This is a genomic window from Sporacetigenium sp. TC11, assembly GCF_058146105.1.
Window position 1 is genome coordinate 48,061 of sequence record NZ_JBYVNY010000011.1, and the last position, 19,203, is coordinate 67,263.

The following is a 19,203-nucleotide window of genomic DNA, read 5'->3' on the forward strand; positions in this document are numbered from 1 at the left end:
CAGTATTTTTTATTTGCTATTCATAAATATTTGCTTGTTGTTATTTAAATACTCTATTCCTGAAGTTAATGCAAGCACAACTGATATTCCAATTAATATATCTCCAAATATTATAATAGATACCATATTAAACTCTAATCCAAATAATAAAACTATTATACCTACCATTTGACTTATAGTTTTTAGTTTTCCACCCTTACCTGCTGCTATTACCTTTCCGTCTGCTGCTGCTATAGCCCTTAAGATGCTTACAGTAAGCTCTCTTGATACTACTATTACAATAGATACTATAGCTACCCAACTTGGAATAAGCATTAAATCATTAAATGGAACTAAACATATTAAAGCCGATATAACTAATAACTTATCTGCAAGCGGATCCATAAACTTCCCAAAGTCAGTTATTAAATTATATTTTCTAGCAATGTGTCCATCCAATGCATCAGTTGATGAAGCTATTATAAATATTATATTAGATATTAAGAAGTGATTTGGCAAATCTGTCCATAACATAGTTAACATAAGGACAGGAACCAAAATCATCCTAAATGTAGTTAGTTTATTTGGCAAATTCATCCAAAACATCCCCCATCAAATCGTATTCCAAAGCACTACTTATTTTTACATTTACAAAATCCCCAACATTTAATTCTGTTTTGCTCTTAACGTATACTACCCCATCTATTTCATAAGCGTCAAATTGTGTTCTGCCTATATATACATTATCTTCTACTTTTTCTTCTATTAAAACTTCATATACTTTTTCTACTTTTTCTTCTTGTAGTTTTGAAGAAATACCTTGTTGAGTCATCATTAGCGATTCTCTTCTTTGCTCTTTTATTTCTTGATCTATGTGATCTGGTAATTTATCAGCCCCTGTATCTTCTTCCCTTGAGTAGGTAAATACACCAAGCCTATCAAATTTAACATCTTTTATAAATTCATTTAATTCTTCAAATTCTTCTACAGTTTCTCCCGGGAACCCTACTATTAATGAAGTTCTAAGAGTTGCATTAGGTATATTATTTCTTATTAAATTTATCTTTTCTAATATTGTTTCTTTAGTAGTCTTTCTATTCATTAATTTTAATATCCTATTGTTACAATGTTGAATAGGAATATCAAAATAGCTACATATCTTATCATTTTCTTTTATAACCTTTACTAACTCTTCAGTTATTGACTCGGGATATGAATACATAACTCTTATCCATTTAAATCCACTTATTTTTGCTAATTCTTCTAATAACTTAGGTAATTTTTCTTCATTGTATATATCAAGACCGTATTTAGTTGTATCTTGTGCTATTACTATTAGTTCTTTAACTCCACTATCTGCTAAAGATTTTGCTTCTTTTAATATATCGTCAATATTTCTACTTCTATATCTACCTCTTAGTTTAGGAATTATACAGTACGTACAGTGATTGTCGCAACCTTCTGCTATTTTTAAGTAAGCCATATGACTTGGAGTTGATATATATCTTGGAAGCTCTTCATTAAATACAAATTCTATATCATCAAGTTTTGTTATAACTTGCTTATCCTCTAAAAGTTCAGCCATTATCTCATCTATATTTTGATAACTTCCTGTCCCTACTATAGCATCTATTTCTGGTATTTCGTTTTTTAATTCATCTGAATATCTTTGTGCAAGACATCCAGTTACTACTAATACCTTTAAGTTACCATTTTCTTTATACTGAGCAAGTTCAAGTATTGTTTGTATAGACTCTTGCTTAGCTGATTCTATAAATCCACAAGTATTTACTAGTATTATATCTGCTTCAGCAAAATCTCCAACTAATCTATACCCCTTTTTATTTAATATACCTAGCATTATCTCTGCATCTACTAAGTTTTTTGAACATCCCAATGACTCTAGTGCTATTTTTAACATATTTGTTCTCCTCTCATTGCGTCCTTAGTAAAATTAATTACCTTTTGTAGCGCTTTATTTATATCGTCAGCGTTTATAATCATATCGTAAGTATATTGTTTTACCGAATGATTATATAAAGGGTCATAATAATCAACTAGATATTCTTCTATAACCTCTTCATATTTTCCATTATTAAACATTTCTATTAGTTTATCTATTTTTTCATGTCCAAGTCTTTTTCTAAATCTATTAATACAATCTACAAGTTCTTTTTTATCTTTATGCTCAGAATACACATAGTCTTTAGTAAGTCTATCTACTCTAGTTTTTGTGCTACACTCTAGAAGTAAATGAATGCTATCTTGAGTCATAGAGTTGTATATTGGTAGTGGGACTGATACATGACCAACTCTTTTACTTTCACTTTCTATAAATATATAGTTTGACTTTGAATAATATAACTTTTCAAATATCTTTGTCTCAAATTCCTTTTGGGTAGGAGGTTTCTTATCAAATGTTATATATCCAAATACTGATCCACTATTACTTGCCATATCTTCTAAGTCTACTATATCTAGTCTTTCTTTTTCTAGTAGTTTTAACATATCTGTTTTTCCAACACCTGTTAGACCATGAAGAACTATGAATTTTTTTTCATTCATTACTGTGTCTAAATAGTTTATTACAAAATTTCTATATGATTTATATCCGCCTTCTAGCTGATATATATTTAGACCAAGAGAATCAAAAAAACTTACTAAGCTTTTGCTTCTCATTCCGCCTCTAGCGCAGTATATAACTATATTTTTATATTTGTTAGACAAACCCTCTATAGTAGAATACATATACTTTAATTTGTAACCTACATAGTCAAATCCTTTATTTATAGCTTGTACTTTTCCTTGTTGTTTATATATTGTACCTATATCAGCATGTTCTTCATTATTTAATATAGGTAAATTTATGGAATCTATTATATGATCTTCTTCATACTCCTTAGGAGTTCTAGCGTCTATAAAAATTACATCTTCTAAATTTAATGCATCTTTAATACTTATTGTTCTCAAATCTACTCACCTGCCGAATTTTGACTTTGAAATTCTTCTTTACTTACAAGTACCTTTCTAGGTTTGCTCCCTTCACTAGGTCCTATTATACCTCTTTCTTCTATAGAATCTATAAGTCTAGCAGCTCTATTAAATCCTACTCTAAATTTTCTTTGAAGCATAGATGCTGAGGCTTGACCGCTTTCAACTATAAATTCTATAGCTTCACTTAATAATTCATCATTGTCTTCGGATTCAGTGCTTATCGGCTTAGTGATACTTTCTAATATATCTTCTTGATAATTAACTTCTTCTTCCCTACATTGATCTTTAACAAAGTCTACAACACTTTCTATTTCATGTTCTGATATAAATGCTCCTTGAAGTCTCACAGGTTTTGACGCTCCAAGTGGATAGAATAACATATCTCCTTTACCAAGTAACTTCTCAGCCCCACCCATATCAAGTATAGTTCTAGAATCAGTTTGAGATGATACAGCAAATGCTATTCTAGACGGTATATTAGCTTTTATAACACCTGTTATAACGTCAACAGATGGTCTTTGTGTAGCTACAATTAAATGCATACCAGCAGCCCTTGCCATTTGAGCAAGTCTACATATAGCATCTTCTACTTCACTTGCTCCTACCATCATAAGGTCAGCTAACTCGTCTATTATAATAACTATTTTAGGAAGTTTTTCTTCCATCTTTTCATTATAACTAGATATATCCTTAACTGTATTTTCAGCAAACAACTTATATCTTCTGTTCATTTCAGTTACAGCCCAGTTAAGAGCATAAGAAGCTTTTTTTGGATCTGTAACTACAGGTATAAGTAAATGTGGTATTCCATTGTAATTTGCAAGTTCAACTACTTTAGGATCTATCATTAAAAATTTAACTTCATCTGGATTTGATTTATATAAAATACTATTTATAAGGGTATTTACACATACACTTTTACCAGAGCCTGTAGACCCTGCTATAAGTAAGTGAGGCATTTTCCCTATATCACCAATTATCGGCTTTCCTGCTATATCTTTTCCTAGAGCCATAGCCAAAGTCGAATCAAATTTTTTGAATTCTTCACTTTCAAATACGTCTCTAGCTGAAACCATTTGTGCTTCTTCATTTGGAACTTCTATTCCTATAGCAGATTTACCAGGAATTGGAGCTTCAATTCTTATACTTTTTGCAGCAAGACTTAGAGCTATATCATCTGTTAAATTTACTATTTTACTTACCTTAACCCCAGGACTTGGTTGTATTTCATATCTAGTTATAGTAGGCCCTATAGTAACTTGATTTACAGTAGCCTCTACTCCAAAATCTAATAAGGTCTTTTCAAGCAATGATGCATTTTTTAGTACCTTCTTCTTATTTTTATCATCTGATTTACTGTCTACTTTATTTAATAAATCTATAGTAGGCTTTTTATAATTTTCATATTTAGTTTGTACGTTTATATCCATTGAACTATTATTTGTGTCTAGTATTTTCAATTGTTTCTCTTTTGGTTTTTCTTCTTTTTTATATTCCTTAATATCATCATCTTTAAGGCTAGACAGTTCTGGCATACTGCTAGTTCCTTCTAGTATTTCTAAGTAGTCATCTTCTGCTTTATTAAATCCAACTATTTTTATAGTTTTTTCACCTTCAAATTCCTTAGAATCTTCTTCTTCATCTTTTTTAAATAAATTAGAAAGTAATCCTTCCTTCTTTTTAGGTTCATCTTCATCAGTTTCTACAGTCATCATATCTATCATAGACTCTTTTAATCCTAGTAACTTTTCTTTTAAAGAAGCTCCTTGACTAGCTTTTATATTTTTCTTTGATTTTGGTTTTGATGACTTTGATGATTTTGCTGAGTTAAACGTTCTAATAATATCTTTTAATGATATATTAAATGTAAACATCAGCATTATAGTTAATGCAAATATGCTCATAAGCCAAGCACCCGTTACACCAAACATTTTAACTATATAATAAGTTATTATAGTTGAAAATATACCGCTACCTTCTCCTTCTACAGACATGTTAAATATTCCTTTTAACATATCAGATTTAAATGGACTATCTATAGGTAAATACTCTGTATTAAACAATCCATAAAATAGTAATATGAAAAATCCAATGGCATAATAAAGTTTTGTACTTTTTATTTTGTATATATATTCATTTTTATCAAAGAAGTTTAAAATCCCAACGAGTATTATTATATAAGGTATAATCATAGATAATTTACCGAAGAACCCCATAAATGTAGCTTGTATAAAAGTACCAAGTATACCCATAGATTTAGAATTTAGACTATATAAAAAGAATATTCCTACAAATATTGTTATTAAATTTCTATACTCATCTCTAAAAGTTTTATCTTGATAGCGGGCTTTTTTATCTATATTTTGTTCTTCAAATTTATCTTTTTTCTTTCTCCCTCTAGCCAAATAAATCACCTCTTTATATTTTTTCACACAAAAAGTGTTAATGTACAAGACACTAACACTTTAATATACCAACTAATTATAACATATTATTATATATATTAACAATTTATTTATTATTATCACCTTCGTTTTGTTCCTTTTTGTTATCATCTTCTTCTATTAATTTATTCAAATAAGCTATTGCTTCTTTTAATCCACCTACTTCATCTATAAGACCATTTTCTACTGCTTCTTTCCCTATTAATATGCTACCTACATCACTTACTAAATCCTCTTTGGAGTTCATAAGTTTTTCAAATTCATCTCTACCTATTTTTGATGTTCTAGTTACAAATTGTATTATTCTTTCTTGCATTTTTTTGAAGTATGCAAATGTTTCATTAGTCCCTATAACTAGTCCATTCATTCTTATAGGATGTATAGTCATAGTAGCTGTAGGTACTATGAATGAGTAATCTCCGGCAGTAGCTAATGGAACACCTATACTATGACTTCCTCCTAATACTAATGTAACAGTTTTTTTGGATAAACTGTTTATAAGTTCTGCCATAGCAAGACCAGCTTCAACATCTCCACCTACAGTGTTAAGTATTATAATAACGCCTTTTACATTGGAGTTTTCTTCTATTTCATATAATAGAGGTATTATGTGCTCATATTTTGTAACTTTCTTTTGTGGACTACCTACAAAATGTCCTTCTATTTCACCTATAACAGTAATACATTGTATTTCTTTTATAGCTGGCATACCTACTGGAGGCATCCCCAGTTCTTTAATATTGTCAATTCTTCTATTATCATCAGTGTATTCTTCTTTTTCATTATTATTAGACTCATTCTTTAAATTATCATTATTATTGTCATTTACAAATCTGTTTATTATCTCATTGCCACATTCATCATTGTTATTATTTTTATTGTTATTGTTTTCATTGTTATGTAACATAGATTTATCCTCCTGTTATTTTTTCTAAATAAAACTCTTTTTAGTTTCTCCAATAAATTAAATTTTTAATATAATTCTTAAAAATTTTATATTTTAAAATAAAAAAGAGAGCTTTGCGCTCTCTTATTTCTTCATATTATATCCTATAACTGCAGCTCCTAATGCACCTATTATTTGTGTATCATCTGATGTATATATTTCTGTTTTCAAATTATTTTTTAACATATCTATTAATAATTTGCTTTTTGCAACGCCTCCAGTAAATGCAACTTCATCTAATACATCTGCCTTTTGTAACATAGATGATGCTCTATTAGCTATTGACTGAAGTATACCTGCTGCTATACATTCCTTAGACGTATCTTGTGCTAATAAACTCACTACTTCTGATTCTGCAAATACTGTACACATACTTGAAATAGTTTCAGGTATAGCATCACTTGATAATTCATCTATGTTTTCAACATCAGATCCAAGCAGACTACACATTACTTGTAGAAATCTTCCTGTACCTGCTGCACACTTATCATTCATTATAAAGTTTGATACATTTCCATTATCATCTAAACTAATAACCTTACTGTCTTGTCCACCAATATCTAATATAGTTCTTACATTTGAGTTAAGAAAGTGTACTCCCTTTGCATGGCAAGTTATTTCCGTTATAGTCTTATCTACAAAATCCATAGATACTCTACCGTACCCAGTACCTACTATCTTTTTTATATCTTCTCTTTTAATATCAGTATCTTCAATTAATATATTATATACTTCTTTTGATGCATATTTTGGACTCCAACCAGTAGGAATTACAACCTTTTTAAGTATTTTTTTTCCATCAAATAATACGCCTTTAGTTGCAACAGAACCCGAATCAATTCCTATACTATACATAACCTACCCCCAAATCATAAAGTTTATATAATTAATATAACATTTAATCTATGATTATTTTAATTATCAATGTAATATTATAATCGTTTTTATCTATATAACACTATCTATCTATAGATATTTTAAATAATAAAAAATTCGCTTTGCTCATGTCGCCAACGACCTTGAGAATCAGGTTCGTTGCTCAAATTTATATGTTGGAAATTATAATTTCCTTGTAATTAAAAAGGTGATGTCTAAGACACCACCTTTTATAATTTAAATCCTTGATGTAATAAATGAATAGAATTTATCATATCTTCTTCTTTAACTAAACACGATATAGTCATGCTTGAGTCTGAAGTTTGAAGCAACTGTACGTTTCCTTTTGATAGTGCTCTAACTATTTTAGCCATAACACCTGGTATTCCAGTTATTTTAGCCCCTATTAACGTTACCTTAGCACAGTTTTCTAGTGCTTCATATTCAACACCATATTTATTTAGTATTTTTTCTAAAGACTTAAATTTATCATGTTCTATGACAAATGCCTTTTCAGATACAAAGAAGTTTATCATATCTATACTTATCTCATTATTTTCTATTTCATTTAGTATATCGGTAAATACATCTTCTCTACAATTTTTTATTCTTATTTGAGTAACTCCAGACTTATGAGCAACAGCAGTCATTAAGTTATTATTTTCTCCAACAGGACCTAATACTTCAAACTTAGGACTTATACCGCTTATACTTGTTCCTTCATAATCAGGATTTAGTGTATTTTTTATTTTAAGAGTTATATTTCCGCTTTTTGCTATTTCAACAGCACGAGGATGTATAACCTTAGCTCCTTTATCTGCCATTTGGAATATTTCATCATAATTTATATGATTTAATACTTTAGCATCTGGTTCAACTCTTGGATCTGCAGTCATTATACCATCAACATCTGTATATATTTCTACAACCTTACATTCTAAGGCCTTACCTATAGCAACTGCTGATGTGTCACTACCTCCACGTCCTAAAGTAGTTATTTCTCCGTCTTCTGTTGCTCCTTGAAATCCTGCTATAACTACTACCTTTCCAGTTGATATCTCTTTATTTATTCTCTCAGGTTTTATATCTACTATTCTAGAATCTCCAAATCTTCCATTTGTCAATATACCTGCTTGTGGTCCACTTAAAAACACAGCATCTATACCCTTACCTTTTAGTAGATGAACAAGTATAGTTCCACTTATTATCTCTCCACAAGACATAATTAAATCTAACTCTCTAGATGATAATTCTTCATTTGCCTTCTTGCACAAGTCTATTAAAGTATCAGTAGCATATGGAGCTCCCTTTCTACCCATGGCAGATACTACTATAACCAAATCATAGCCTTCTTCTTTATATTTTTTTACTATATTACATGCTTCATTCATTCTTTCATATGATTCAACTGAGGTACCCCCAAATTTTTGCACAAGAACGTTCATCTTTACTCCTCCTAATACATTCCATCATATTCGATTATTATCATGTCATTTCCTATTTTTTTCACATTCCTCCAAGGAACTTCTAACATTGCCTTATCTTTCTTGAAGTTAAATAAACCTTTTTCTTTTGGTATTAGTAAAGCTAATATTTTCCCTGTTGCTTCATCAACTATTAGGTCACAGTCTCCAACTACCCCTAATCTTTCCCCTGTAACTAAATTTACTATTTCCTTCCCAGCTATTTCAGATAAATTCATATTAATCCCCCCACAAATTTAATAAAAAAAATTTGAAAATTATAAAGTTATACCTTCTACATCTTTCCCAACTAATGATACAGCTATATTATCTAAATCAAATACTTTATCTATTACACTTTTTACTTGTTTCATATCTACTTTATTTATATAATCTAATATATCTTTTGGAGTATCTATTTCTTCGCTTAATAATTGAGATTTTCCCATAGTCATCATTCTACTACTAGTGCTTTCTAGGCCTAATATAAAGCTACCTTTTAGCTGTTCTCTACTTTCATCTATTTCATCTTGTGTTAAGTAATTTGTCTTTAGTTCTTTTATTTCTTCTATTATTAATTTATATACCGTTTCTAAATTTTCATTACCCATACTTACAAAAATACCTAAATCTCCAGATTTTCTATGAATACTTGGTGAAGAATATATAGAGTAAACCATTCCAGCATCTTCTCTTATACTTTGGAATAATCTAGAACTCATACTTCCGCCAAATATGTTGTTTACAACAGCTAGTGCATATATATCATCTTTATCTTCTAAAGTTACCCCTTTTAAATTAATACATAAATTCACTTGTTCTATATCTTTGTTTTTAGTTATAAAACAAGGTTTAAATATAGGCTCTGTTATATCTATAGTTACTTCTTTTTCATTCCATCCTGAGAATTTTTCTTCTATCATACTTACCATATCTTCAAAATTAAAATTTCCACATATAGATATTACCGAGTTATTTGGAACATAATAAGTGTTGTAATAACCTAACATATCTTCCCTAGATAAGTTATTAATTGATTCTCTAGTGCCTAATATATTCATTCCTAGTCCGTCACCTTGATATATTTTTTCCATTAACATATCATAAACTAAATCATCTGGAGAATCTTCATACATCTTTAGTTCTTCTAATATAACACTTCTTTCTTTTTTTATATCAATATCTAAAAAAGATGGATTTAATATCATATCACTTAATATATCAACACCAATTCCTATATGCTCATCTAATAATTTTACATAGTAACAAGTACATTCTTTACTTGTAAATGCGTTTATTTGTCCCCCTAAGCCGTCTATTTGTCTTGCTATTTCTTTGGCTGTCCTATTTTTTGTTCCTTTAAATAGCATATGCTCTATAAAATGGGAAACACCATTTACCTTTGGATCTTCTATTCTTGATCCTGCATTTACCCATATCCCAAATGTAACTGAATTTATATGAGGTATTTCCTCGCCTACTATTGTAAGACCATTATCTAATTTATGTATCTTGTACATTTAGACCTCCTGTTAATTGTTATTATGTATAAATTATAATTGACAATGTAAAATTATTCAACATTAAAGACATCACTAAGTTTACCTGGGTTGTATCCTCTATCTTTTATTATACCTATGATATCATCTATACATTCAGTTGTAGCATGTGTTGGGTGCATAAGTATTATACTTCCATCTTTCATTTCTTTTGACTTTATTCTCTCAATTATTACTTCTGGTTGTTCTCTGTATTTCCAATCTATAGTATCTATATCCCACATTATAGGAATGTATCCTAAATCAACTGCTGCCTTTACTGTATCTTTCCCATATGATCCAGATGGAGGTTGAAAAAACTTAGTATCTTCTTTTATTATACCCTCTATTATACCTTTAGATGTTTTTATTTGCTCATAATTTCCATTATAGTCAAGGTTTGCATAATCTAAATGTTTATGTCCATGATTTCCTATTTCATGACCTGCTTGTTTAATTTTTAGTAGCATTTCCGGATTTTTCTCAGCCCATTTACCAGTTACATTAAAAGTTATTTTTATCTTTTCCTTTTCTAAAGTATTTAGTATGCTATCTACATATTCATCTCCCCAACCTAGGTCCACGTTGCAAATAATTGCAACGTGTTCACTATTAGCTTTATTGCCTGAATAATAAGGCATCTCTTCATTTCCAAAGAAGTTTAAAGCTGGTTTAGATGATGATGTCATAAAAAATACCAATCCGACAATTGCTAGTGCTAAGATCATTACTGTTGTTATTATACCTTTTAACTTTTTCTTACTTAGTACCATCATTATCATATGCTACTCCCCCTTATGTATAAATTTATCCTCTTGTTTTCATATCTATTAAAATAATCTCTATTTTATTCCAAAAAAACAAAAATTCGCTACGCTCATGTCGCCAACGACCTTGAAAAAGTGGTCCGTTGCTCAAGTATATCAGTAGGAAATTATAATTTCCTGGAAATAAAAAAAGAGCTTATATTATAAGCTCTTACATTAAATAAATTATTGTTCTTGTTTTGGAGTTTCTACAGTTACTTCTTTTTTCTCTGGCTTTGGTAAAAGTACCTTTCTAGATAAGTTTACTCTTCCTTGAGCATCTATTTCAGTAACCTTAACTTCTAATTCATCTCCAATTTTTAATACATCTTCAACTTTATTTACTCTTTCGTGTGCTATATGAGATATATGAAGCAATCCATCTTTTCCAGGAAGTATTTCAACGAAGGCTCCAAAGTTTGCTACTCTAGTTACCTTACCCATATAAGTTTTTCCTACTTCTGGTTCTGTAACTATTCCTAGTATTATTTCCCTAGCTCTTTCAGTCATAGCTTGATCAGTTCCAGCTATAAATACATCACCATTTTGTTCTATATCTATTTTAACTCCTGTTTCATCTATTATCTTAGTTATAATTTTTCCACCAGGCCCTATAACATCTCTTATTTTATCAGAGTTTATCTTCATAGTTATTATCTTAGGTGCATATTTAGATAACTCTTTCTTTGGAGAATCTATAGTCTTTTTCATCTCATTTAATATATGAAGTCTTCCTTCTTTAGCTTGTTGTAGCGCCGTTTGAAGTATCCCTTTATCTATTCCACCTATTTTAATATCCATTTGTATAGCAGTTATACCATTTGGAGTACCAGCAACTTTAAAGTCCATATCTCCTAAATGATCTTCCATACCTTGTATATCTGAAAGTACAGCAATCTTATCTTCTTCTTTTATAAGACCCATAGCTATACCTGCAACCATATCTTTTATAGGTACACCAGCATCAAGTAAAGATAATGTAGATCCACAAACACTAGCTTGGGATGTAGATCCATTAGAACTTAAAACCTCAGATACTAATCTTATAGCATATGGGAAACTATCTTTTGATGGTAAAACTGGTATTAATGCTCTTTCAGCAAGGGCACCATGACCTATTTCTCTTCTTCCTGGTCCTCTTGATGGTCTAGCTTCACCTACACTGTATGCAGGGAAATTGTAGTGATGCATATATCTTTTTTCTTCTTCAGTATCAAGACCGTCTAATATTTGAACATCTCCAAGAGCTCCTAATGTAGCTATAGTCATAACTTGAGTTTGTCCTCTTGTAAATATTGCAGAACCGTGAGTTCTTGGAAGAATTGAAACTTCACTCCAAATATTTCTTATTTCTTCAGGTTTTCTGTTGTCAGGTCTTATACTATCATTTACTATAAGACTTCTAACTTGTTCCTTGATTATACTGTGTAGTACTTCTTCTATATCAGATAATAATTCAGGGTATTCATCTTCGAAATGCTCAATAGTTTCCCCTTTAACTTTATCCATATTTTCCATTCTCTCTAGCTTTTCTACTGTTTGTATAGCTACTCTCATTTTATCTGTTGCAAATTCACGAACAAGCTTTTCTATTTCTTCATCAGGTTTATATAAAACAACATCTTGTTTTTCTTTTCCTACTTCAGATACTATATTTTCTATAAATTCAACGATTTTCTTTATTTCTTCATGCGCAAACATGATAGCATCTAGCATTTGTTCTTCTGAAATTTCATTTGATCCAGCTTCAACCATCATTATAGCATCTTTTGTACCAGATACAACTAAGTGCATGTCGCTTTTTTCTCTTTGATCAGATGTTGGGTTAACTACAAATTCTCCGTCTACTAATCCAACTATAACTGAACCTGTAGGCCCATCAAAAGGTATATCAGATATAGATAAAGCTACAGATGAACCTATCATAGCCATTACGTCTGTAGTTGAGTCTTGATCTACAGATAAAACTGTAGCGACTACCTGAACATCATTTCTAAATCCTTTTGGAAATAGTGGTCTTATAGGTCTATCTATAAGTCTTGATGTTAGTATTGCTTTTTCAGATGGTCTTCCTTCTCTTTTTATGAATCCACCTGGTATTTTACCTACAGAATATAATTTTTCTTCGTAATCAACACTTAAAGGAAAAAAGTCTATTCCAGCTCTTGGCTTGCTAGATGTTACAGCATTAACCATTACTACACTATCACCGTATCTAATTATACAGTTTCCGTTAGACAGCTCGCATATTTTCCCTATTTCAACAGAAAACTTTCTTCCTGCTAAGTCCATTTCGTAAATTTTATGTTCAAACATGTATATATGTACCTCCTCTTTTGCAAAACAAACTATTATTACAAAAATACTATAAAATGGAAATAAAGTAAATACGTTTAATAAATGTTGTAATTATTATTTCCTTATTATTTATAAATTAGTATTATGTAGTGTAAATATTTTTGTAATTTATAACTATATAAAAAAAGCAGGTATTACCCTGCTTTATTGTAAAAATATCTTTATAGATTATTTTCTTAAACCTAATTTTGCTATTAACTCTCTGTATCTTTCTATATCTTTGTTTTTTAAGTAAGCTAATAAGTTTCTTCTTCTACCAACCATCTTTAAAAGACCTCTTCTTGAGTGATGATCTTTTTTGTGAGTTTTTAAATGACCGTTTAAGTCATTTATTCTAGCTGTAAGTACAGCTACTTGTACTTCTGGAGAACCAGTATCCCCTTCAGTTCTTGCATATTGAGTTATTACTTCTGTTTTGTTTATCATTATTGTCTACCTCCAATTTTTTTTAAATCGCCATTTACTAAGCAGTCGTTGGAGACTCGAATGCTGAGTAAAGGCTAAACACATTACTTATTCTATCATAATAGCAATTTCTTGTAAACTTCTTTTTGAATATACATAATCTACATCTTTTCTAAGCTGATTTTTCAACTCATCTAGTGAATTAAATTTCTCTTCATCTCTTATTCTTTCAATGAAGTATATACACATAGTTTGATTATATATATTTTCGTCAAAATCTAATATAAATGTTTCAACTGAAAAACCCTTATTTTCTACAGTTGGATTGTGTCCAACATTTGTAGCACCATCAAAATACCTATTTCCAATCTTTATCTTCGTGCGATATATGCCTACCTTTGGAAGCATAATATCCTTTGATATATTAGTATTTGCAGTAGGGAATCCTATAGTCCTACCTAATTGTCTGCATGGAACAACTTCTCCACATACACTATAGGTTCTTCCTAGAAACTTTTCTATTTTGTATACTTCTCCATTTTGAATTAAATTTCTTATATAAGTGCTACTAACTCTTATATTGTCTACTTCTATTGGAGGAACAACAATTACATCGAAGTTATATTTTTTACTTAGATTCTTTAAAACTTGTACATTCCCCTGTTTATTTTTTGCAAAAGTAAAGTCATGTCCTATTACTATTTTTTTTACTTTTAACTTATCTACAAGAATATTTTTAATATAGTCTTCTGCAGATACCCCTAATATATCCATATTAAAGGTTATATTTAAAACTATATCAATCCCTAAACTTTCAATAAGTTTTACTTTATCTTCATTTGTTGTTATTTGCTTTATACTATTAGGATTAAAATAATTTACAGGGTGATTAGAAAATGTAAAAGCTATACTTCTTGTATTAATATTTTTAGCTTCTTCTACAGCTTTTTTTATAAGGTATTGATGTCCAAAATGAACTCCATCAAAATTCCCTATAGTTACTACACTATCATTTATATCTTTTAATTGGTCTAATGAATTCACCACAGTCATAGCAAACATCCCCATTTTGTCAATTAGAAATTATATAAACAGTTTATTACTTTTTAAGCATTTTTTATTATCTATATCAATAAGTTTACCTACTCCTAAAAATTCATTTTCGGAATAAACCCTTACTAATTCTTCATCTTTTATACAAGAATCTAAAAAACCTTTTGGATAAACTATTGCTCCGTTTATATATGATTTTACTGCCATAGGTTTTATATTTATATACCCAAAATTTTGGAGTACAAAATCTATATCATATAAATATTTATCTAGAGTTCCTTTATTAAAATATTCTTCTAGTTCCTCTAGTGTTATAGAATTTTCTAAGTCGAATTTGCCAGATGAGGTCCTCATTAAGAAAGACATATGGCCTCCACAACCTATAATTTCACCTATGTCGTAACACATACTTCTAATGTATGTTCCTTTAGAGCACTTTACATAAAATCTTATTTTATTATTGTTTATACTAAGTACTTTCAGTTCTTTTATATGAACCTCTCTAGACTTTATTTCTATCTCATCAGATTTACCTTCTCTTGCAATTTCATACATCTTTTTTCCGTTTACTTTAAGTGCTGAATATACAGGTGGCTTTTGCATTATAACCCCTAATTGTAACTCAAAAGCCTTATATATATCCTCTTTGGTTACACTTGAAGTATCTTTTTGAGAAATTACTACTCCAGATGAATCGTAAGTATCTGTAATTATACCTAGAGTAAGTTCTCCTATATAACTTTTATCTTTATTTAAAATAAAATCAGAAACCTTAGTTGCCTTACCAATACATATAGGTAATACACCTGCTGCATCTGGATCAAGGGTACCTGTATGACCTACCTTTTTTGTATTTAAAATTTTTCTTACTTTGCTTACTACATCATGAGAAGTCATTCCTGTAGGTTTTAGTATATTTACTATCTTATTCATATTTTCCATCCTTAAATATGATTTAACACTTCTTTTATTACCATATTTTTGGCATTTTCTAGATTATCTTTAATAGTACATCCAGCAGCCCTTATATGGCCTCCGCCGTTAAATTTCTGAGCTATTTTACTTACATTTACATAATTTTTTGATCTAAAACTTACCTTTACTTCATTGAAACCTTTTTGTTTGAATAATAATCCAACTTCTACATCTTCAATGTCTCTAGTATAAGTAGTTATTCCATCTACATCATTGAATTCTATATTATTACTATCTAACATATCTAGACTTAATGTTATGCAAGATACTTTTCCCTCTATTATTTGTAAAGTATTTAATGCTTCACCTAATAGTTTATAGTAGCTTACTGGATTATTTTGATATATATTTTGTATTACTTCATCTCTATTTGCTCCTAATTTAGATAAATTATAAGCCATTAAAAAACTACTTGGGTTTGTATTTGAATAAGAAAAGTTCCCTGTATCTGTGACAAGTCCTGTATAAAGGCAAGTAGCTATTTTTTCATCTAGGATGTCTGTATTACAGACTTTAGCCATTTCATTAAGTAAATTATAAACTAATTCACATGTAGATGATGCAACTATATCTATATAATTTAAATCACCATAAGCATCATTACTTGCATGGTGATCTATGCATATCAAATTTGTGCTATTTTTAACTATATGATCTTTACAACATAGCCTACTTCTATCTCCACAATCTAGAGCTATAAGAACATAGTCTTTGTTGAACATATCATCTGAGTTATATATTTTTATGCCATCAGTTAAGAATCTTAAATTTAAAGGTATAGTATCATCAAGTACATATACAACATTCTTCCCTAGCTTTTTTAAAGAATAGTACATTCCTAAAGATGACCCTATATTATCACCATCAGGACTACAATGGGAAGTAATGACAAAGTCATTGCTCCCCTTTATAGACTCTATTATCTGATCTATATTATTCATTACTATCATCCTCTGATTCTAATTCAAAATCATCTTCATATACTTCTTCATCTTCATTTGAATGCTTTTCATTTACTTTTCTTATTAAAGTAGACATATACACGCCTTTTTCTATAGAATCATCTATTTTGAAGATTATCTCTGGTGTATATCTTAAATTTACTGCTTTTCCTACTTCTCTTCTAACATATCCGCTAGCGCTTTTTAATCCTTCTAAAGTAGCTTCTCTATCTCCACCTAGAACGCTAACGTATATATATGCATACTTTAAATCTGTTGTTACATCTACATCAGTAACACTAACCATAGAATTTATTCTATAATCTTTTATTCCAGCTATAAGTATGCTACTTACTACTTTTCTTATTTCTTCGCCTATTCTCTTTGTTCTATTGTATGATGCCATAATATCGACCTCTTTTTGTTTAGATTTATAAAATCATTATTAATCTCTTGGTTTTTCTTTTACTATATATGCTTCTAGTATATCGCCTTCTTTTAAATCATTATAGTTAGCTAAAGTTAAACCACATTCATAGCCTTTAGCAACTTCCTTTGCATCATCTTTAAATCTCTTAAGTGATGATAATTCACCTTCATGGATTATAAGACCATCTCTAACAAGTCTAATTTTAGCATTTCTTTGCATTTTTCCAGTTGTAACATAGCATCCTGCTATAGTTCCAACACCAGATACTTTAAATGTTGCTCTAACTTCTGCTTTTCCTAAATCTTCATCAAAATACTCTGGATCTAACATACCTTTCATTGCAGCTTGTATATCTTCTATAACTTTGTATATTATTGTATATGTTCTTATATCAACTTTACCTTTTTCAGCAAGTGATTCAGCACCACCAACAGGTCTTACGTTAAATCCTATTATAATTGCGTTAGATGCATTTGCAAGCATTACATCTGACTCAGTTATGGCTCCAACACCACCGTGTATAACTCTTACAGCAACTTCATCACCAGATAATTTTTCTAATGATTGTTTTACAGCTTGTACTGAACCTTGAACGTCAGCTTTTACTATTATATTAAGCTCTTTTAGTTGTCCTTCGCCTATTTGGCTGAATAGATCTTCAAGAGAAACATTTGCAGTTCTTAACATATCTTCTCTTACCTTGATTTGTCTTTTTTCAGATATGCTTCTAGCAATTTTTTCAGATGCTACAGCTACGAACTTATCTCCTGCTGAAGGAACTTCTGATAATCCTAATATTTCAACTGCAGTTGATGGACCAGCTTCTTTAACTCTTCTACCTTTATCATTTATCATAGCTCTTACTTTACCAGATGCAAAACCTGCTACCATTGGATCTCCAATTCTTAATGTACCGTTTTGAACAAGTACAGTAGCAACAGGACCTCTTCCCTTATCAAGTTCAGCTTCTATAACTGTACCTACAGCTCTTTTGTTTGGATTCGCTCTTAGTTCTTCCATTTCTGCTACTATTAATATCATTTCAAGTAATGTATCTATATTAGTTCTTGCTTTAGCCGAAACAGGAACTGATATAACATCTCCGCCCCAGTCTTCTACAAGTAATCCTTGATCAGCAAGTTCTTGTTTTACTTTATCTTCATTTGCATTTGGTTTGTCTATTTTATTTATAGCAACTATCATTGGTACATTTGCTGCTTTTGCGTGATTTATAGCTTCTATTGTTTGAGGCATTATACCATCATCTGCTGCAACAACAAGTATAGCCATATCAGTAACTTGCGCCCCTCTAGCACGCATAGATGTAAAAGCCTCATGGCCTGGAGTATCTAAGAATACTATTTTATTCCCATTTACCTCTATTTCAGATGCACCTATATGTTGTGTTATTCCTCCAGCTTCTCCAGCTGTTACGTTACTTTCTCTTATAGCATCAAGTAAAGATGTTTTACCGTGGTCAACGTGACCCATAACAGTAACTATAGGAGCTCTTAACTTTAAGTCTTCTTCTTTGTCAGACTGTATATCCATTAAATCTTCAATTTCAGCTTCACTATCATCTTCTATTTCTTCAAGTTTTACACCATATCCAAACTCTGAAGCTATAATTTTTGCTGTATCAAAATCTACTTCTTGATTTATAGTGAACATTTTTCCCATTTTCATAAGCTTCATAATAAGCTCAGAAGCAGTTTTATCCATTTTTTCAGCTAAAGTTTGAACTGTTACACTAGATTCTATTGCTATCTTTGGAAGATTATCATCTTCTTCTGTTATAGATGCTTCATCACTTATTTCACCAGATTTTTTCTCATCGGCTAAAAGTTCTATTAAAAGATCTGCTTCTTCTTCTTCTAAAGTACTCATATGATTTGCAACTTCTATATCTAATTCCTTTAATTTCTCTATTAATTCTTTACTAGTCATTCCTATTTCTTCCGCTAATTGGTACACTCTTGTTTTTGACACAAGAAT

Annotated in this window: 17 protein-coding genes; all 17 read right to left on the reverse strand. The window is 30.0% G+C overall.

Features of this window, described 5'->3' with window-relative positions:
• Positions 1-9 precede the first annotated feature (9 nt).
• The 17 genes from pgsA to infB all read right to left on the reverse strand — a co-directional run bounded on the left by pgsA (position 10) and on the right by infB (position 19,197).
• Positions 10-576, reverse strand: a complete 567-nt coding sequence (gene pgsA, locus ACUSRV_RS14015; RefSeq protein WP_490142587.1) for a CDP-diacylglycerol--glycerol-3-phosphate 3-phosphatidyltransferase — start codon at positions 574-576, stop codon at positions 10-12.
• Positions 560-1,900: a 30S ribosomal protein S12 methylthiotransferase RimO gene (gene rimO / locus ACUSRV_RS14020; protein ID WP_490142588.1), complete on the reverse strand. Its 1,341-nt coding sequence runs from the start codon at positions 1,898-1,900 to the stop codon at positions 560-562. The genes pgsA and rimO overlap by 17 nt, the downstream gene beginning before the upstream one ends.
• A complete protein-coding gene (gene mnmH, locus ACUSRV_RS14025) occupies positions 1,894-2,949 on the reverse strand; it encodes a tRNA 2-selenouridine(34) synthase MnmH (RefSeq protein ID WP_490142589.1) in 1,056 nt (351 codons plus the stop codon). The genes rimO and mnmH overlap by 7 nt, the downstream gene beginning before the upstream one ends.
• A 2-nt stretch (positions 2,950-2,951) precedes the next feature.
• Positions 2,952-5,225: an FtsK/SpoIIIE family DNA translocase gene (locus tag ACUSRV_RS14030; RefSeq protein ID WP_490142640.1), complete on the reverse strand. Its 2,274-nt coding sequence runs from the start codon at positions 5,223-5,225 to the stop codon at positions 2,952-2,954.
• Between the two features lie 259 nt (positions 5,226-5,484).
• Positions 5,485-6,324 (reverse strand): ClpP family protease, encoded by an 840-nt coding sequence (locus ACUSRV_RS14035; RefSeq protein WP_490142590.1) that lies wholly within the window; start codon positions 6,322-6,324, stop codon positions 5,485-5,487.
• A gap of 123 nt (positions 6,325-6,447) precedes the next feature.
• Entirely contained in the window at positions 6,448-7,218 is a 771-nt protein-coding gene (locus ACUSRV_RS14040) for an acyl-CoA dehydratase activase (protein WP_490142591.1), read from the reverse strand.
• A gap of 251 nt (positions 7,219-7,469) precedes the next feature.
• Positions 7,470-8,684: an aspartate kinase gene (dapG, locus tag ACUSRV_RS14045; RefSeq protein ID WP_490142592.1), complete on the reverse strand. Its 1,215-nt coding sequence runs from the start codon at positions 8,682-8,684 to the stop codon at positions 7,470-7,472.
• A gap of 11 nt (positions 8,685-8,695) precedes the next feature.
• Complete coding sequence (locus ACUSRV_RS14050; protein WP_490142593.1) at positions 8,696-8,941, reverse strand: YlmC/YmxH family sporulation protein; 246 nt, start codon at positions 8,939-8,941, stop codon at positions 8,696-8,698.
• A 39-nt stretch (positions 8,942-8,980) separates the two neighbouring features.
• On the reverse strand, positions 8,981-10,222 hold the full coding sequence (locus ACUSRV_RS14055) for a M16 family metallopeptidase (RefSeq protein WP_490142594.1): 1,242 nt from the start codon (positions 10,220-10,222) through the stop codon (positions 8,981-8,983).
• A gap of 53 nt (positions 10,223-10,275) precedes the next feature.
• Positions 10,276-11,022, reverse strand: coding sequence for a polysaccharide deacetylase family protein (locus tag ACUSRV_RS14060; protein ID WP_490142595.1), 747 nt, complete (start codon positions 11,020-11,022; stop codon positions 10,276-10,278).
• Positions 11,023-11,232: 210 nt separating this feature from the next.
• On the reverse strand, positions 11,233-13,362 hold the full coding sequence (gene pnp / locus ACUSRV_RS14065) for a polyribonucleotide nucleotidyltransferase (protein ID WP_490142596.1): 2,130 nt from the start codon (positions 13,360-13,362) through the stop codon (positions 11,233-11,235).
• A gap of 210 nt (positions 13,363-13,572) precedes the next feature.
• Positions 13,573-13,830 carry a 30S ribosomal protein S15 gene (rpsO, locus tag ACUSRV_RS14070; protein ID WP_490142597.1) on the reverse strand — a complete coding sequence of 86 codons (258 nt, stop codon included), beginning with the start codon at positions 13,828-13,830 and terminating at the stop codon, positions 13,573-13,575.
• A gap of 87 nt (positions 13,831-13,917) precedes the next feature.
• Positions 13,918-14,862, reverse strand: coding sequence for a bifunctional riboflavin kinase/FAD synthetase (locus ACUSRV_RS14075; protein WP_490142598.1), 945 nt, complete (start codon positions 14,860-14,862; stop codon positions 13,918-13,920).
• A gap of 30 nt (positions 14,863-14,892) precedes the next feature.
• Positions 14,893-15,795: a tRNA pseudouridine(55) synthase TruB gene (gene truB / locus ACUSRV_RS14080; protein WP_490142599.1), complete on the reverse strand. Its 903-nt coding sequence runs from the start codon at positions 15,793-15,795 to the stop codon at positions 14,893-14,895.
• Positions 15,796-15,806: 11 nt separating this feature from the next.
• Positions 15,807-16,778, reverse strand: coding sequence for a DHH family phosphoesterase (locus ACUSRV_RS14085; RefSeq protein WP_490142600.1), 972 nt, complete (start codon positions 16,776-16,778; stop codon positions 15,807-15,809).
• Positions 16,771-17,184 (reverse strand): 30S ribosome-binding factor RbfA, encoded by a 414-nt coding sequence (gene rbfA, locus ACUSRV_RS14090; protein WP_490142601.1) that lies wholly within the window; start codon positions 17,182-17,184, stop codon positions 16,771-16,773. Before rbfA ends, ACUSRV_RS14085 begins: the two co-directional genes overlap by 8 nt.
• 39 nt (positions 17,185-17,223) lie before the next feature.
• Complete coding sequence (gene infB, locus ACUSRV_RS14095) at positions 17,224-19,197, reverse strand: translation initiation factor IF-2 (protein ID WP_490142602.1); 1,974 nt, start codon at positions 19,195-19,197, stop codon at positions 17,224-17,226.
• Between the last annotated feature and the right edge of the window lie 6 nt (positions 19,198-19,203).

Excerpts from the sequence above, each read along its gene's own strand:
- pgsA (WP_490142587.1), bottom strand. The coding sequence starts at position 576 with ATGAATTTGCCAAATAAACTAACTACATTTAGGATGATTTTGGTTCCT.
- rimO (WP_490142588.1), bottom strand. The coding sequence starts at position 1,900 with ATGTTAAAAATAGCACTAGAGTCATTGGGATGTTCAAAAAACTTAGTA.
- ACUSRV_RS14030 (WP_490142640.1), bottom strand. The coding sequence starts at position 5,225 with ATGGGTATACTTGGTACTTTTATACAAGCTACATTTATGGGGTTCTTC.
- ACUSRV_RS14035 (WP_490142590.1), bottom strand. The coding sequence starts at position 6,324 with ATGTTACATAACAATGAAAACAATAACAATAAAAATAATAACAATGAT.
- ACUSRV_RS14040 (WP_490142591.1), bottom strand. The coding sequence starts at position 7,218 with ATGTATAGTATAGGAATTGATTCGGGTTCTGTTGCAACTAAAGGCGTA.
- dapG (WP_490142592.1), bottom strand. The coding sequence starts at position 8,684 with ATGAACGTTCTTGTGCAAAAATTTGGGGGTACCTCAGTTGAATCATAT.
- ACUSRV_RS14050 (WP_490142593.1), bottom strand. The coding sequence starts at position 8,941 with ATGAATTTATCTGAAATAGCTGGGAAGGAAATAGTAAATTTAGTTACA.
- ACUSRV_RS14055 (WP_490142594.1), bottom strand. The coding sequence starts at position 10,222 with ATGTACAAGATACATAAATTAGATAATGGTCTTACAATAGTAGGCGAG.
- ACUSRV_RS14060 (WP_490142595.1), bottom strand. The coding sequence starts at position 11,022 with ATGATAATGATGGTACTAAGTAAGAAAAAGTTAAAAGGTATAATAACA.
- pnp (WP_490142596.1), bottom strand. The coding sequence starts at position 13,362 with ATGTTTGAACATAAAATTTACGAAATGGACTTAGCAGGAAGAAAGTTT.
- rpsO (WP_490142597.1), bottom strand. The coding sequence starts at position 13,830 with ATGATAAACAAAACAGAAGTAATAACTCAATATGCAAGAACTGAAGGG.
- ACUSRV_RS14075 (WP_490142598.1), bottom strand. The coding sequence starts at position 14,862 with ATGACTGTGGTGAATTCATTAGACCAATTAAAAGATATAAATGATAGT.
- truB (WP_490142599.1), bottom strand. The coding sequence starts at position 15,795 with ATGAATAAGATAGTAAATATACTAAAACCTACAGGAATGACTTCTCAT.
- ACUSRV_RS14085 (WP_490142600.1), bottom strand. The coding sequence starts at position 16,778 with ATGAATAATATAGATCAGATAATAGAGTCTATAAAGGGGAGCAATGAC.
- rbfA (WP_490142601.1), bottom strand. The coding sequence starts at position 17,184 with ATGGCATCATACAATAGAACAAAGAGAATAGGCGAAGAAATAAGAAAA.